The sequence below is a fragment of the Larkinella sp. C7 genome, assembly GCF_006149005.1.
Taxonomy (GTDB): domain Bacteria; phylum Bacteroidota; class Bacteroidia; order Cytophagales; family Spirosomataceae; genus Larkinella.
In genome coordinates this window covers 126,087-142,087 of record NZ_VBSL01000014.1, presented here as the reverse complement: position 1 = coordinate 142,087, position 16,001 = coordinate 126,087, and the positions used below count along the sequence as shown (strand labels likewise).

At 53.0% G+C, this 16,001-nt stretch carries 14 protein-coding genes; 13 read left to right on the top strand and 1 reads right to left on the bottom strand.

What is annotated here, in order from left to right; genetic code table 11:
* Nucleotides 1-1,290 (top strand): histidinol dehydrogenase, encoded by a 1,290-nt coding sequence (gene hisD / locus FH871_RS25770; RefSeq protein ID WP_138994295.1) that lies wholly within the window; start codon nucleotides 1-3, stop codon nucleotides 1,288-1,290.
* A 130-nt stretch (nucleotides 1,291-1,420) separates the two neighbouring features.
* Nucleotides 1,421-1,828 (top strand): hypothetical protein, encoded by a 408-nt coding sequence (locus FH871_RS25765; protein WP_138994294.1) that lies wholly within the window; start codon nucleotides 1,421-1,423, stop codon nucleotides 1,826-1,828.
* Between the two features lie 32 nt (nucleotides 1,829-1,860).
* On the opposite strand, the gene FH871_RS25760 is transcribed toward FH871_RS25765, so the two are convergent.
* Nucleotides 1,861-2,961 carry a cytochrome-c peroxidase gene (locus tag FH871_RS25760; protein ID WP_229317567.1) on the bottom strand — a complete coding sequence of 367 codons (1,101 nt, stop codon included), beginning with the start codon at nucleotides 2,959-2,961 and terminating at the stop codon, nucleotides 1,861-1,863.
* Between the two features lie 398 nt (nucleotides 2,962-3,359).
* On the opposite strand from FH871_RS25760, the gene FH871_RS25755 reads away from it, so the two are divergent.
* From FH871_RS25755 to FH871_RS25710, 11 genes are all read left to right on the top strand, one after another.
* Complete coding sequence (locus FH871_RS25755; RefSeq protein WP_138994293.1) at nucleotides 3,360-3,689, top strand: DUF6660 family protein; 330 nt, start codon at nucleotides 3,360-3,362, stop codon at nucleotides 3,687-3,689.
* 93 nt (nucleotides 3,690-3,782) lie between these two features.
* Nucleotides 3,783-8,219, top strand: coding sequence for a CusA/CzcA family heavy metal efflux RND transporter (locus FH871_RS25750; protein WP_138994292.1), 4,437 nt, complete (start codon nucleotides 3,783-3,785; stop codon nucleotides 8,217-8,219).
* 8 nt (nucleotides 8,220-8,227) lie between these two features.
* Nucleotides 8,228-9,526, top strand: coding sequence for an efflux RND transporter periplasmic adaptor subunit (locus FH871_RS25745; protein ID WP_138994291.1), 1,299 nt, complete (start codon nucleotides 8,228-8,230; stop codon nucleotides 9,524-9,526).
* 58 nt (nucleotides 9,527-9,584) lie between these two features.
* Nucleotides 9,585-12,152 carry a heavy metal translocating P-type ATPase gene (locus FH871_RS25740; protein ID WP_138994290.1) on the top strand — a complete coding sequence of 856 codons (2,568 nt, stop codon included), beginning with the start codon at nucleotides 9,585-9,587 and terminating at the stop codon, nucleotides 12,150-12,152.
* A complete protein-coding gene (locus FH871_RS25735) occupies nucleotides 12,149-12,535 on the top strand; it encodes a hypothetical protein (protein WP_138994289.1) in 387 nt (128 codons plus the stop codon). The genes FH871_RS25740 and FH871_RS25735 overlap by 4 nt, the downstream gene beginning before the upstream one ends.
* A complete protein-coding gene (locus FH871_RS25730) occupies nucleotides 12,532-12,900 on the top strand; it encodes a hypothetical protein (RefSeq protein WP_138994288.1) in 369 nt (122 codons plus the stop codon). The genes FH871_RS25735 and FH871_RS25730 overlap by 4 nt, the downstream gene beginning before the upstream one ends.
* Complete coding sequence (locus FH871_RS25725) at nucleotides 12,897-13,664, top strand: ZIP family metal transporter (RefSeq protein WP_138994287.1); 768 nt, start codon at nucleotides 12,897-12,899, stop codon at nucleotides 13,662-13,664. The genes FH871_RS25730 and FH871_RS25725 overlap by 4 nt, the downstream gene beginning before the upstream one ends.
* The gene (locus FH871_RS25720) at nucleotides 13,664-14,059 is read left to right on the top strand and encodes an STAS/SEC14 domain-containing protein (RefSeq protein ID WP_138994286.1); all 396 of its coding nucleotides are present in this window, start codon (nucleotides 13,664-13,666) and stop codon (nucleotides 14,057-14,059) included. Before FH871_RS25725 ends, FH871_RS25720 begins: the two co-directional genes overlap by 1 nt.
* 66 nt (nucleotides 14,060-14,125) lie before the next feature.
* Nucleotides 14,126-14,782: a DUF1345 domain-containing protein gene (locus tag FH871_RS25715; RefSeq protein ID WP_138994285.1), complete on the top strand. Its 657-nt coding sequence runs from the start codon at nucleotides 14,126-14,128 to the stop codon at nucleotides 14,780-14,782.
* A gap of 21 nt (nucleotides 14,783-14,803) precedes the next feature.
* Nucleotides 14,804-14,953: a hypothetical protein gene (locus tag FH871_RS33500; protein WP_212768266.1), complete on the top strand. Its 150-nt coding sequence runs from the start codon at nucleotides 14,804-14,806 to the stop codon at nucleotides 14,951-14,953.
* Nucleotides 14,954-15,119: 166 nt separating this feature from the next.
* Nucleotides 15,120-15,938 (top strand): nickel transport complex, NikM subunit,transmembrane, encoded by an 819-nt coding sequence (locus tag FH871_RS25710; protein WP_229317565.1) that lies wholly within the window; start codon nucleotides 15,120-15,122, stop codon nucleotides 15,936-15,938.
* The last annotated feature ends 63 nt before the right edge of the window (nucleotides 15,939-16,001 follow it).

Below are 16,001 nucleotides of genomic sequence, written 5' to 3'. Positions count from 1 at the left end.
ATGCAGATACACAAAAATATTCCGGCCTCGGATTGGCCCCGACTCATTGCCCGTCCAATCAGCCAAATTCGAGAGCTAGAACACCGCGTTCAGCCCATTCTGGATGCGGTAAAAGCCCAGGGAGATCAAGCCGTTTATGACTTTACCCGGCAATTTGATGGCGTGTCCCTAACTGCTCTGGAAGTCACACAGGAGGAAAAGGACGTTGCGGTGGGGCAAGTTGATGAGCAATTAAAAAAAGATATTCGGCAAGCTACGGCGAATATTACTGCTTTCCATGAAATTCAACGGGAAGCGACACACACCGTTGAAACGATGCCCGGGGTCCAGTGCTGGCGGCGATCGGTTCCAATACATCGGGTTGGTCTTTACGTGCCGGGTGGTTCGGCGCCGTTATTTTCAACCGTATTGATGCTGGGCATTCCGGCTATCCTGGCCGGGTGCTCCGAAATTATTATCTGCACCCCACCCGCCAAAGATGGCACGGTTCATCCGGCCATTTTGTACGCGGCCCAGTTAATTGGTATTGAAACAATTTATAAAATCGGCGGGGCGCAAGCCATTGCGGCCATGGCCTACGGAACCGAAACTATTCCCCGCGTTTCTAAGCTATTCGGCCCTGGTAATTCGTATGTGACGGTCGCCAAGCAGATTATTAATCGGGAAGGGATCGCAATCGATATTCCGGCTGGACCTTCGGAAGTTCTGATTTTGGCGGACACTACGGCCAATCCGGTTTTTATTGCGGCCGATCTGTTGGCGCAGGCCGAACATGGTCCGGATAGTCAGTGCCTACTGATAACCACCTCGGAGCTGCTGTTGCATCAGGTGGCGGGCGAAGTTGCCAGGCAAGGGCCTGTTTTACCCCGTCATGCCATTATCTGGAAGTCGATAGAAAACGGCAGGCTTATTCTGGTTCCCAATCTGACGGCAGGCATCGCCCTGACCAATTTATACGCCCCTGAGCATTTAATCATTGCTACAGAAGAGGCTGAAAAAGTTTCTCTTCAAGTTTACAATGCCGGGTCCGTTTTTCTAGGAAACCTGACCCCGGTATCGGTGGGTGATTACGCGTCCGGCACCAATCACACCTTGCCTACCAACGGGTTTGCTACCGCTTACAGCGGGGTCTCGCTGGATAGCTTTATCAAAAAGATTACGTACCAGAAACTAAGCCCCGAAGGTTTGCAAACGATCGGACCGGTAGTCGAGCGGTTGGCCCAAGCCGAAGAGTTAAGTGGGCACAGTGCTGCCGTTTCGCTTCGACTCCAAACGTTGGAGCACCCTTAAACTCCGTTTTCACTATGTCTCTATGCGTTCAACGAGTGAACAAAAACCACTGATCATCCAACTACTGAATTAGAATTCATCCATCCACCACTCCCGAAAGACTAGTAAACCTAAATAAAACAAATTCAGCATGGAACCTCAAATCAATCGAGAAGAAGTAATGGCCATTGAACACTTTATGGCCCGGGCCAGCCAGGGAAAACTACAGCAACAAATGCAAACGGGGGATTATGTTCAAGACGATTTTGACCGGGTATTCCCTGCCATTCTAAAGTTGTTGGAATTTGGTGCCAAACAAATCAATGATGCCCCCCACAATTTCGAGCTGTACCATACCAATAGCAAAGGCAGTCCTATGTTACTCTTTGGGCTGACCATTAATAATATTGAGATGATTCGCGATTTACTTGCCTTGTACCTGACAACCGAACGGAAGGCCCTAAAAGAGAAACTTTTTGCAATGAAAGTTTCGGAAATGACCGGTGCAGAGTTTGCGGAATATCTGACTCTTTTAGAAGACAAAAACCCCACTCAATGATCTTAACTGAATAAAAGGGAAAGAGACGACCATTAATCGTTGTGATGCTGGCGATTATTGATAAAATCGTAATCCGTTAACGTTTGCAGAAAGAGAATAATATCCTGTTGTTCCTGCCGGGTCAATGGTATTCCGGGTTTTCCATTTCTCATTAAGATCGGATCTAATTGGGGATCAGCCTGAATGCCCGTGGCGTAGTGGTTGAGGACCTGATCCAGCGTTTTAAATCGACCATCGTGCATGTAGTAAGTCGTCATCGCAATGTTGCGCAGGCTGGGCACCCGGAATTTGTTTTTGTCTTCTGGTTTCTGGCTGATGCCAAAGCGTCCCAGATCCGGTATGGGGACATAAGGGCTGGGAAGGAGACCATTATTGCGAAAACTTTGGTCCGTAAATAATTCACCGCTGTGGCAGGCGGAACAATTGGCATTGAAGAGTTGCAATCCGCTCAGTTCCTGTTCGGAAAGTTGGACACCTTCATTTCGGATATACTTATCGTATTTAGACGTGGCCGAAACGAGGGTAAGCATGTATTGAGACAGTGCTTTTAAAAACCTCTCGGAGGTGACTTCTTCCGAACCATACGCGGCTTTAAACAGGCTCCGATACTGCCCGCTACTTTGCACTTTTCGCAAAACGTTAACCAATGAATCGCCCATTTCAATGGGATTTTGAATGGGCGAAATGGGCAATTGATCCAAATCAACAATCCCGCCATCCCAGAAGAACACCCGGCTCCAGGCCATATTTTGAATACCCGGCGTATTACGCGGTCCAATCTTGTCATTGATCCCGTGACTCAGGATATGATCGGTATGCGCAAAGGCGACTTCCTGTTGATGGCAAAAGGCACAACTGATGGTGCCATTCTTGGACAGCGTGGGATCGAAAAACAGGTTTTTTCCCAACAGAACCCCTTCCTGAGTCAGCGGGTTTTGGGTAAAGCTGTAAGCAGGGTCGGGAAAGTTAGCCGGTTTCTTCCAGGGGTATGGCGTTGGTTTGTACGCAACCGGTTCGGTTGGAAAGGGATCCGTCGGCGTAATTTCCTTGGAGGGCTCTTTTTGGCAGGCGGTCAGGCTAACGAACAACCCGACTACGGCCCCAAAAGCTAAAAGTTTAGGTCGATTGATCACGTTTTAAGAGTGGATAATTTATTCGAAACCAGAATGTGCTGTAGAATGGATGATGACAATAATATACATTGGGTTGTTAAAAGAACAACGAAATATCCAGCATTTTCTTTTAGGTTACGCTACAACCAACAGAAAGTATAGTTACAACAATTAATGTAAATAGCTGCTGCCAGTAACTTGCTAAAAACTTAAATGCAAACTATTGACTGTTAGTTCGTTGAATGGAATTGGGGCCTAAAAGCCAACGTTAACGTTCTGCCAGGATATACACAAGTGAGGTCAATGTACTATTTTTTCTATCCTGACGCCAGATCATGTTTTAGTAAAAATTCGGTGTCCGTAGTTAGTTATTTATTTTTGACTCCCTGTTGCAAACGGGTTTGTCGTATCTTTGCCCCATGAAATCGGTGTTTTGTCTCGTTATGAGCTTGTATGTGTTGTTCCTGTCGGTGCTGCCCTGCGCCGATGGTTACTCCTATGTGCTTGCTGGGGACCAACCGACTCAGCTCACCAACGACCAGCACACTCACGACAGCAAATCCGCCACGGGCGAACTTTGTTCTCCCCTTTGTAGCTGCGATTGCTGTGGTACCGTGCTCGATCAGCCCCTTATTTTACCCCACACATTTCAGGAATGGCAACCCGTCGCACAAACCGTGCCGATGCTGACTGTGCCTGCTTTACCCTCGGTCGTGCTCACGACCTGGCAACCGCCCCAATTAAGCTAAGACTGGATACGTGCGTCTTTACCATTCGCTGCAACCCTGTTGCAGGATAGCGCACGCCTACTTTCTCTTGTTCCATCTTAGCAAGTTCGTATCATGTTGGATGCCATCATCCGTTTTTCCATTCAAAACAAACTCATTATCGGGCTTTTCACCCTTGCCCTGGTTATCTGGGGGGGGTATTCGCTAACCCGACTGCCGATCGACGCCCTGCCCGACATCACCAATAACCAGGTGCAGGTCATTACCCAAAGCCCGGCCCTATCGGCTTTGGACGTCGAGCGGCTCATCAGCTTTCCCATTGAGCAGACCATGGCCACGCTGCCCAATTTGGTCGAGGTCCGGTCTATTTCCCGCTTTGGCTTATCGGTGGTCACCATCGTCCTGAACGACGATGTTGATGTCTATGTCGCCCGTCAACAGGTATTCGAGCGGCTCCAACAGGCCCGCTCCCAAATACCGACCAACGCGGGCGATCCTGAATTAGCCCCCGTCACGACGGGCTTGGGTGAAATTTACCAATATGTTCTTCGGGCTAAGCCTGGTTTCGAGAAACGTTATCCGGCCATGGAACTGCGCTCGATTCAGGATTGGATCGTTCGGCGGCAACTGATGGGCACCAAAGGGGTCGCCGATGTCAGCAGTTTTGGGGGCTTTCTCAAGCAATACGAAGTCGCCGTCGATCCGCAGCGGCTCCGGGCGTCGGGCGTAACGATGGATGAATTATTCACCGCCCTTGAAAGCAATAACGAGAATACCGGCGGGGCCTACATCGACCGTCGCCCGAATGCGTACTTCATCCGGTCCGAAGGGCTCATCGGTACCCTCGAGGACATTGGAAAGATTGTCGTGCGCCGAGCCCCGAACGGTATTCCGGTACTGGTGCGCGATGTGGCCCAGGTTCAACTCGGCAAGGCCGTGCGCTACGGAGCAATGACCCGCAACGGGGAGGGCGAAGTGGTGGGAGCCATTGTGATGATGCTCAAAGGAGACAATTCGTCCGAAGTGATCGGTAACGTCAAGCAGCGCATTGAGCAGATCAAAAAATCGCTGCCCGAAGGCGTCGAAATACACGCCTTTCTGGACCGGACCAAGCTGGTCAACCGGGCCATTGGTACCGTCGAAAAGAACCTCATTGAGGGAGCGCTGATTGTTATCTTCGTCCTGGTGCTGCTCTTGGGTAACTGGCGGGCGGGTTTGGTGGTGGCTTCCGTCATTCCACTGGCGATGCTGTTTGCCGTCAGTCTGATGAATCTTTTTGGTGTATCGGGGAATCTCATGAGTCTGGGGGCCATCGACTTCGGCTTAATTGTCGATGGGGCCGTCATTATCGTCGAGGCCACCCTGCACCACATCGCCCTGAAGAATTTTCGGCACAACCTTTCGCAAGTCGAAATGGATGAAGAGGTGTATGTGTCGGCCAGCCGCATCCGTTCCTCCGCGGCTTTCGGCGAAATCATCATCTTGATTGTCTATCTGCCGATTCTGGCCTTGATCGGTATTGAAGGAAAAATGTTCAGGCCGATGGCCCAGACCGTGGCTTTTGCCATTTTTGGGGCGTTCATTCTTTCCCTGACGTACGTGCCGATGGCTTCGGCACTGCTCCTGAGCAAGAAACCCGTGAAGGAAGGCACCAAAACTATTTCTGACCGCATCATGGGGGTTTTTCACCGGGTCTACGATCCGGCTATCCGATGGACGTTAGGCCATAAAGGCTGGGTTACCGGGCTATCGGTCGCCCTATTCGCCGGGGCACTGTTGATTTTTAGTCGACTGGGGGGTGAGTTTATCCCGCAGTTGGACGAAGGTGACTTTGCGGTGGAGACCCGCGTCATGACCGGCTCATCGCTGTCCCAATCGGTCGATGCTTCGATCTTGGCAGGCCGGGTGTTAAAAGAGCATTTCCCCGAAGTAATCGAAGTGATCGGAAAAATTGGTGCCAGCGAAATTCCAACCGATCCCATGCCGATTGAGGCCACGGACTTGATGGTGATTCTGAAGGATCGCAAGGACTGGACCTCGGCTACCAGCCGGGAGGAACTGGCCGAAAAAATGCAGGATAAGCTCAACCAAATTCCGGGGGTCAGTTTCGGGTTTCTGCAACCCATCCAGATGCGTTTTAGTGAATTGATCTCGGGGGTAAAGCAGGATATTGCCGTAAAACTTTATGGCGAGGATCTGGGCGTGTTAGCCGACTATGCCGCCCGCATTGGCCGGGTGGTCAGTACGGTACCGGGCGCGGAAGATTTGTATGTCGAGCAGGTATCGGGTCTGCCCCAAATTGTGGTGAATTACGACCGGGACGCCCTGGCCCGCTTTGGCCTATCGGTAGAAGAGGCCAACCGGTATCTACAAGCGGCCTTTGCCGGGTCAACGGCCGGATTAGTTTACGAGGGCGAACGACGCTATGATCTGGTCGTGCGCCTGCAACAGCAGAGTCGTCAACGGCTGGAAGACGTGCAAAACCTGCTGGTTACGACCGTAGACGGCCAGAATGTTCCCTTAAGTCAGATTGCCGAGGTATCCTTTCAAAATAGCATCAATCAGATTCAGCGGGAAGATGCCAAACGACGCATTATTGTAGCCTTCAACGTACGGGGGCGCGATGTGGAAAGCGTGGTGAACGAACTACAGGGTAAACTGGATACGCAAATCAAATTACCGGTGGGGTATTACGTGACCTACGGTGGCCAGTTTCAAAACCTGCAGGAAGCCAAAGACCGGCTCAGTATCGCTGTGCCAGTTGCCTTGGGACTGATCTTTCTGTTGCTGTTCTTTACTTTCGGGTCGGTGCGGCAAAGTTTGCTGATCTTTTCGGCGATTCCGCTTTCGGCCATTGGCGGGATCATTGCCCTCTGGCTTCGGGATATGCCATTCAGTATTTCGGCCGGAGTGGGCTTCATTGCTCTCTTCGGGGTTGCGGTGCTAAATGGTATCGTACTGATTGGTGAGTTCAACCACCTCAAGGACGAAACGGATCTGAGCCTGCGGGAACGCATTTTACAGGGCACCGCTACCCGGCTCCGCCCGGTTATGATGACCGCGTTGGTGGCCTCCTTAGGATTCCTGCCGATGGCATTAGCCACCACGGCGGGGGCCGAAGTGCAACGACCGCTGGCCACCGTCGTTATCGGTGGACTGGTTTCAGCAACGCTGTTGACCCTACTGGTATTGCCTTGCCTGTACTGGTGGGAACAGACTACCGGGGGCGCGGGTGCCTTTGGAAAGAAGAAAAATACAGGAATGCCCACAGTTGCCGGTAAAGTAGCGGGTTGGCTGCTCATTGGAGCATTGAGTATGGGGTCGGCTCTATCGGTTCAGGCCCAGGGCCCGCAAGCCGCGATGGGTAGTCGGACAATCCTGCCGCTGTCGCTCGATGGGGTCCTCCAGTTGGCTATGACCAACAACGGGACGGCCCGCATCAACGCATTGACGATCAGTCAGCAACAGACCGGTCGGCGGGCGGCCCGCGATATGGGTCCCACTAATTTTTCCTGGATGGGAGGGCAGTACAATGGCCCTAACTTTGACAATAATTTTACCCTGTCACAGAGTATACCCAATCCCAAACTGGTTCGCCAGCTCGGTCGGCTGGCCGACGCCAATGTGGTAGGGAGTGAAGGGCAGGCCCGGATTAATCAGAACGGTCTGCGGGCGCAGGTAAAGGCCGCTTATTACGACCTGCTGTATCTAGTCGAACGGCGTCGGCTGCTCCGGTCACAGGATAGTTTGCTGGTCGCCTTCCGGTCGGCTACCGACCTGCGGCTCAAAACCGGGGAAGGAACCGCCATCGAAGTGGCGACGGCCACCAATCAGCTTGGAGAGGTGCGTAACGGAATGGAACAAACCGAAGCGGACCGGCAAATTGCGATGAGTCGGCTGCAAACGCTGCTGAATACCAACCAGCCCCTGATCCTTTCCGATAGCATCCTGACCCGCCGGGCTCTACCAAGCATCACGGACTCTGCAACGCTGGCCCAAACCCCTGAATTAGCCTTTTTACGCCAGCAAATCGAGGTTGCCGCCCGGCAAACGGACGTAGAGCAGGCCCGGTTGCTGCCCAGTTTTTCGCTGGGCTATTTCAACCAGTCGCTTATCGGTACCTATACGGTAAACAACCAAGAAGTGGCGTATGGAGGTGGCAGACGGTTTCAGGGGGTCACCGCGGGGATTGCCGTTCCGCTGTTTACCAGACCCCAGCGCGCGCGCGTCGAAGCAGCCCGGCTGGGTCAGCAACTGGGAGAAGCCACCCTGGCGTTTACCCAGCGCAATTTGCAGGGTGAGCTATCGACGACAATTCAGGAGATCCGCAAGTTGCAAAGCAGCCTGACCTATTATGAGCAGACGGGCCTGCCGACCGCCCGGCTGCTGGCTGATAAAGCAGGGGTTGCTTTTCGAGCGGGTGATATTGGGTACCTTCAGTATTCGCAGGCCCTCACCCAGGCTTACCAGACCCGTGCCAGTTACGTCGACGTACTGGGTCAATACAATCAATCCGTCATTCGCTTAGAGCAAGTTCTGGGCTTACCCTGATAACAATCATGAAACGAATTCTTTTGAGTATCAGTCTCCTGTGGCTAGCCAGTGCCTGTCGAGAATCCACTGAAAAAGACCCCACTACCACCACGGAGACTAAACCCACTGCCGAGGCTACGGAGGAAAAGTCCGGCCACGAGGAAGGCCCGGCCGACGTCGTGGAACTAACCACCGATCAACTCCGCATTGGAGCCATTAGCCTGGGTAAAGTTGAGTACCGCAATCTGGGTCAGTTGCTCCAGATCAACGGGCGGTTGGCCATTCCTGCTCAGAGCCAGGTGGCTATTACCGCCCTGCAAGGTGGCTTTGTCCGCAGTATTCCCTTACTTCCGGGGCAGCCGGTCCGTAAAGGGCAGCTGCTGGCCCGCATTGAAAACCCGGATCTGGTTGGTCTCCAGCAGGAGTACGCCGAAAATCAGAGCCGCCTGACGTATCTGGAGGCCGAATATGCCCGCCAAAAGGAACTGAGCGAACAGAATGTCGGAGCCCTGAAAGTATTCCAGCAAACATCCGCCGAACGAAACCAGGTCCGTTCCCGGCTGGGTGGTCTGGCCCAGCGCCTTCGACTGGTCGGAATTTCCCCCCAGGCTGCTTTAGACGGGAAGTTTAGTGCCTACTATGACGTAACGGCTTCGGTGGCGGGTGTGGTCACCCATGTCGCGGTGAACGTTGGCCAATACGTGCAACCCGCTGATATCATGGCGCAGCTGACCAGTAGTCAGGGTCTATATGCTGAACTGACCGTATTTGAAAAAGACCTACCCCAGATTCGGGAGGGACAACGGGTGAGTATCCGGCTCAACAACGAGGATGGCAAAGAACGGTCGGGACGGATCGCCTACATCAACCGGATCATTGACGCCAATCGGTCGGTGCGGGTGGTGGCCCGGCTTGATCAGCCCGATGCCCGTCTGGCGCCCAACACTTTCCTGAAAGCGAGTTTAGATCTGGGAAATAGCCGGGTAACGGCCTTGCCCGAAGGAGCCATCGTTTCGGCTGAAGGGAAGGATTATATTTTTGTGGTAACGGATGAGAAAGCCCCCGAAGAACACGAACATGAGGAAGGTGAAGCCCAACATTCCGAAAAAGAGGAACACGCTCACCAAGCGGGGGAAACCGAACAACACGGTACGACCTTTAAGCAAATCCCCGTGCGCCGGGGGGTTACTCAGGAAGGGTATTCGCAGGTTACGTTGCCCGCAACACTCGACCTGAGTAAGGTACAGGTCGTCATCAAGGGGGCTTATGCCGTCCTATCGCAACTTCAGGTAGCGGGTGGCGAAGAAGAAGGTCACGCGCATTAACCGGTTGGCCAGCGTGAGGTATAATCGGGGTCACGCTGGCTCTTAAATCCCAACACTCATGGAAAAACTACAACTTGATTTGCCCGTACTGCTGCCGGACTTACCCGACGCGCGGGATCAGTGTGTTCAGCGGTTAATGGATCTGCTGGAGGATCGACCCGGCATTGACAAAGTTCACGTCCGGTTAGCGGAAGAGGATCAACCCAACGGGAGCCAGCTTTGTATTCATTACGATCCTCGAATCATTTCACTTGACCGCGTGCAGACACTGGCCCGGCAGGCCGGGGCTGACATTACCCAGCGGTACGGTCATTTCGTGGGGTATTTGTCGGGCATCCGTCATGCCCGACACGCCCGTACCGTGTCGGAACAAATTGGACGCTGGCCCGGGGTACTGGAAGCCGCCGTTTCCGCATCGGGAGCGATTCATGTGGAGTTCGACCAGCAAGAGATTCAATTAACGGAATTATTGGACCGGTTAATTCAGAACAATACCCCTGCTCAGGGGAATCAACAAAGCGATGCTCCTACCAACGAAAAAGATCTCCCACCGGCTCCGGCTGATCAACACGGTCATCCTCACCAGGAGCATCAGCACGCCCCGGGTGAAAAACATAGTCACTCCCACGAAGATAATAAAAAAGCCTCTGGTGGTGAGGCCCAGGCTCATACGCCGGGCGATGGGCATAATCACGAGCACGGCGGTATCTTTGGCCCCAACACGGAACTGATTTTTGCCGGTCTGTGCGCCGTCTGTCTGGGCAGCGGCTTCGGACTATCGTTTGTGGCCGGCCTGCCACCCTGGGTTAGCCTGAGCCTCTACGGTCTGGCCTATTTTTTCGGCGGATTCTTTACGGCCAAGGAAGCCGTCGAAACCATCCGACAGGGTAAATTTGAGATTGACTTTCTCATGCTGGTCGCGGCAGCAGGCGCGGGTTTTCTGGGCGAATGGGCAGAAGGAGCCTTGCTATTAGCCCTCTTCAGTATTGGTCATGCCCTGGAACACTACGCCATGAACCGCGCCCGCAAGTCCATTGCTGCTTTGGCCGATTTAAGTGCCAAGACGGCGACCGTCCGGCGAAATGGCAACACCGAGGAAGTCGACATTAGTGCGCTGCTGGTTGGGGACATTATCATCGTCAAACCGAATAGCAAAATTGCGGCCGACGGAGTTGTTGTCAAGGGAAGTGGATCGGTCAACCAAGCCCCCATTACGGGCGAAAGCGTCCCGGTCGACAAAGTGGCCTTATCCGATGCGAATGCCGATCCGGCCCGTGCGAAGCCCGAAAGCCGGGTTTTTGCCGGGACCATCAACGGGACCAGTGTCCTGGAAATTAAGGTGAGCAAAGCCGCCCAGGATTCTACCCTGGCCCGGCTTATCAAACTCGTCAACGAAGCCGAATCCCAGCAGTCGCCCACGCAACAGTTTACCGACCGCTTTGAGCGCTGGTTCGTTCCCGCCGTGCTCATCCTGGTGGTGGCCCTGTGTTTTGCCTATCTGGTGATTGATGAACCTTTTTCCGTCAGTTTTTACCGGGCGATGGCCGTGCTCGTAGCCGCCAGCCCTTGTGCCCTGGCTATATCCACCCCTTCAGCCGTGCTGAGTGGCGTTGCGCGGGCGGCTCGCGAGGGTGTACTGATCAAGGGCGGAAGACCACTGGAGGATCTGGGTGAGCTGACGGCCGTTGCCTTTGACAAGACGGGTACACTGACCCAGGGCAAACCCAAACTCACGCAGGTACTTATTCTATCCGGAACGGAGGAGCAACTATTGACCTTGGCGGTGGCCGTGGAGATCCAAAGTGATCATCCCCTGGCGTCGGCCATTGTCCAGGGCGGCAAGGAAAAAATAGGCGATAAACCACTGCCTGAGGTTAAAAATATTAAAGCGTTAACCGGTCGCGGATTGCAGGCCGAGGTGGATGGCCAGCCCATTTTTATTGGAAACAAAGCGTTGTTTGAGGAACAGAAAACGCTAACCGAAGCCGTGCGCGGGCGAGCTGACCAGTTGGAAGCGGACGGAAACACGGCCATGATCGTAAGGCAGGGTGAAACCTTTTTGGGAATAGTGGGGGTCATGGACACCCCCCGCCCCGAAGCGCAGCGTACGCTGTCCGATTTGAAGGCGCTGGGCATCCGGCGCATGATTATGCTCACCGGCGACAACCAGCGGGTAGCCGATGCCATTGCTAAACAGGTTGGGCTGACGGACGCGCAGGGTGATTTACTACCGGAAGCCAAGGTGCAGGCGGTTCAAAAACTGCGTGAACAGGAAGGCAAAGTAGCGATGGTGGGTGACGGCGTCAATGACGCGCCGGCCATGGCTAAAAGCACCGTTGGTATTGCCATGGGAGCGGCCGGTTCGGACGTTGCTTTGGAAACGGCCGACATTGCCCTGCTGGGCGATCAGCTGGAGAAATTACCTTTTGCAATTGGATTGAGTCGGGCCGCCCGGCGCATTATCCGGCAGAATCTGTACATCAGCTTAGGAGTGGTTGGCGTACTGATTCCGCTTACTATTTTGGGTATTGCCCGAATAGGACCAGCCGTGATCGCCCACGAAGGATCTACGCTGGTGGTCGTTTTTAATGCGTTGCGCCTGTTAGCCTATCAGCAAAAAAAATGAGCAAGGAAGACAGCGTTCTGCTAACGCCCTGGGGCGACCGGGTTCACTTCCACGCCCGCGACAACATCCAGGCGGTACGGATTATCCGGTTGGTGTCGGAAAATGAACAGCCGTTTGCTTCCGATTCGGCTCTGTCACTGGCAGTCGTGGACGAAGCGGGCCTGGTCCTGTGGCGTGAAGAATTGTCGAGCTTCGCTCGTCCCGATAGCCCCCAGGTAGCGGTGATCGAACGAGATTTTGCCGTTTGGGAGAGCCTACTAATTGCGGTAAACCGAACCGGTGGTAAAAGTACCATACCGGAGCATCAGGAACCCGTGGATTTCCTGATTCGATTGTACTATACGACCAACCCGGAAAGGATGCTAAACGACGCACGCAAATGAAGATCCTGATCAAAGGAGGTTATGTGTTCAGTTTGGTTCTCCTAACGGCCGGGTGTACAACCTCGCAGTTTCAGCCCATTCAACGTTCGGCGGGTGTGCAGGGGCCGTCGGATTCCGTTACCGTACGAATCTTTCTGCTGGAGCGCGATCTTCCTGCCAAGTTTGATCCGTTAGGAACGGTCGCCATTCATATCTATGGCTCCGTTTTCGGCATTCATCAGAAAGTAGAGGCTGAATTGCAAAAAGTGGGTTGGCAGAAAGGGGCGAACGGAGCCTACCGAATTGGGCATGGCACGTATGACCACGATAAAGAGGGAATTGTGTCTTATTTACTGTTTCGATACCCATCTGACGAACGGCCATGACTCCTCTGTTTCAACAAATTATCACGTACGCCCTGTTGCCAACGCTGGCTTTAACGGGTGGGGGCCTGCTGGCTCTGTTTATTCGCTTTGGCCTGCAGGCGCGATCGGCTATTCTGCATTTTGCGGCCGGGGTCGTCTTCTCGGTGGTAGCCGTTGAAATTCTGCCCGACGTGGTGCGCTTGCATGATCCACTCCTGACCGTAGTTGGATTTGGAATGGGAATTGGGCTGATGTTGCTGATACGCCGACTGACCGAACCGCCGGGGGAAGTCTCCCCCGGCGATGGAGTAACGAATAGCACTACTGTCCCCCGCGGACAGTCAGTTCCGTCGTTTTCGGTAGCGTTTTTACTGACCATCGGCGTGGATATTTTTATTGACGGGCTACTGCTGGGGATCGGCTTCGCGGCCGGGGCGAAAGAGGGCATTTTGCTGGCGTTGGCGCTGGGCGTCGAGGTACTATCGCTGGGACTGGCTACCGCCACTTCCCTGTCGGAGGCTAACATGTCCCGTCAGCGAATCATTGGCTTGCTGCTGGGTTTGTCGGCACTTTTTTTTGCCAGTACCGTAGGCGGGGCAACCCTGCTGCATAATTTACCCGAAACGGGCCTGGATATTGTCTTGTCCTTTGGTCTGGCGGCTTTGCTATTTCTCGTTACCGAAGAATTGCTGGTCGAAGCCCATGAGGGGCCGGAAAAGCCGTGGTTGACAGCAACCTTTTTTGCGGGCTTCTTACTTTTTTTAATCCTGGGTATGGTGGCCTGATGGCGCTGCCCTTGTTGAACGATTGCTTATGTACGCGCATTTTATTCAATGAACCTGGTCGGCTGGCTCTGCGTGTTGCCGATTACATTACGACCGATGATTATACCGATCTGCGGCCGCTTTTAGATACGGCCCTGCACAGTTCCGATACGGCCCGTCTCTATTGGGAGATGGACTACTTTCGAGGCTGGAAACCCGATGGGCAATGGAAGGATTTGCCGTTCGATGGGACGGTAACGGCCGATTTTGCCCGCATCACCCTGGTCGGTACGGTGGATACCCTATCGCTCATCCGTCCCGTTATGGAGGCCATTTTTCGAGCCGAATTACGGGTCTTCACCCTGGACCAGAAGACAGTCGCCTGGGATTGGTTTGTGGAGGGTTCATCAGCCTAATCGGATCACGATCAAACGTAAAGTTGGCATATAGCCTCATCCTATTTCCCCTGACTTTTTGTTGCCATGAAGAAAAAACCGAACCGCCGACCGGCCCTGACTGCTTTTTACCGGTTGCTAATTGCTCTTGTCATTGGTATACTGATCTGGATTCTAACCGGAGAATGGTTTATCTGGCAGACGCGATTCCTGCTATCGTGTTTGGGGTATGCCCTGACCGTGTTGGGCTTTGTCTGGTACATCATTGGATGGGCGGATGCACGACAAATGGCGCAACGGGAAGACAATAGTCGGGTCGCTATCTTTCTTTTTACGATCGGAGCCGCTTTGATTAGTCTGTTTGCCGTGGTGGTACTGCTTGGTTCTTTAAACCAAGTAGCTCCATCAGAAGCCTCCCGGCACGTCGTGCTATCCGGTTTTACGGTGGTTAGTGCCTGGACGCTCATTCACAGTATTTTCACGATGCACTACGCCCACCTTTACTACTACGACGCCAAGGATACCCGCCAGGTAGGCGGCCTGGACTTTCCGGGCAAAGTACCGCCTGATTACCTGGACTTCGCTTACTTTTCGTTTGTCGTGGGCATGACGTGTCAGGTCTCTGATGTAACCGTTACCTCCCAGCGAATCCGACGGCTGACGCTTTTGCACGGCGTGCTCTCTTTCCTGTTTAATACGCTCATTATTGCCTTGAGTATTAATACCGTTTCCAGTCTATTGTAGCGAAGCCTTTTGTTTATTTTTATGAAGACAACACTACTACCACAGATTGATAAGGAATTTCGCCAGAATCACTTGAAACGGGCAAAATTTTCAGCCTACCCGTATATCATTGAAACAATCGCCTGGTTGATCGCCGATGCGTGGTATAAAGACCATAAAATGATCGCCTGATTATGCACCAGACCCTTCAGGCGATAAAAGCTTTATTTGGTTTGGCCGTTACACTGGCCGTGATGGGATGGTGCCTATACCGCCTGTGCATTTGGTTTGGTAGTATACCGGTTAAGCGATCACCCCGCCGATTCAAGCGTCGAGCGAATAGGTAGTCCTGGTAAGGGTGGATAAGGCGGACGCTTTTGGCCGTATTAGCCAAGTTAAGTTGGCCAATACTGAATACAACAGGGGTACAAAATTTAATATTCACTTAATTCCATCAATTATAACCATGAAAAACTGTTTAATTACGGGCTTGTTGTTTCTTCTCCCCTTTTTAGTTACCGCACACGGCTACTGGCTCGAACTGGACGGTACCGGCAAAGTAGGTTCCGAAGTGAAAGTGAAAATGTTTTTTGGCGAATACGAAAATAACCTCCGCGAACAGGGCGTTCGGCTGTCTGGAATGAAAGATTTTCGGGCTTATGTTATTGACCCATCCGGGAAGCAGCTGACTATACCACTCGTTCAAACTCAGACCTGCTGGGAAGGTCGGTTTACACCCACCGATGCGGGTTTTTACCAGGTGTTCGGGGTAAACGACACCCGCGAAGTGCAGGATCTGACTTCACACGGTCTGGGCATTTTGCGCCCGATCGCGTATCTCCGCGCCAACTATCTGGTTGGCAATGGAAGATCGGCTAACGAGACAAAGCCACAAACTGATCTGGACATATTGGCCCGGAATGAAGGTGGGCAGCTGATGTTAACTGTTTACGCACGGCAACAGCCATTGGCGAAAACCAAACTGACCGTATTGAACCCAAAGGGCTGGGAAAAGACCCTTACCACAGGTGATGATGGAACGGCCCACTTTACCTCGTCAGGACCAGGATTGTATATTGTGGAAACCGAGCAAATTGATAAAACGCCCGGTCGATACAAAGGCAAAGATTATCCTGTCGTGAGAATAGCGCATGCCCTCTCCTTACAAGTTGACTAATGGTGTAGCCAGAGCATGAAAGTGTTCATCCATTTTCCTAGTTAGAAGCGGCTAAGCGATTTA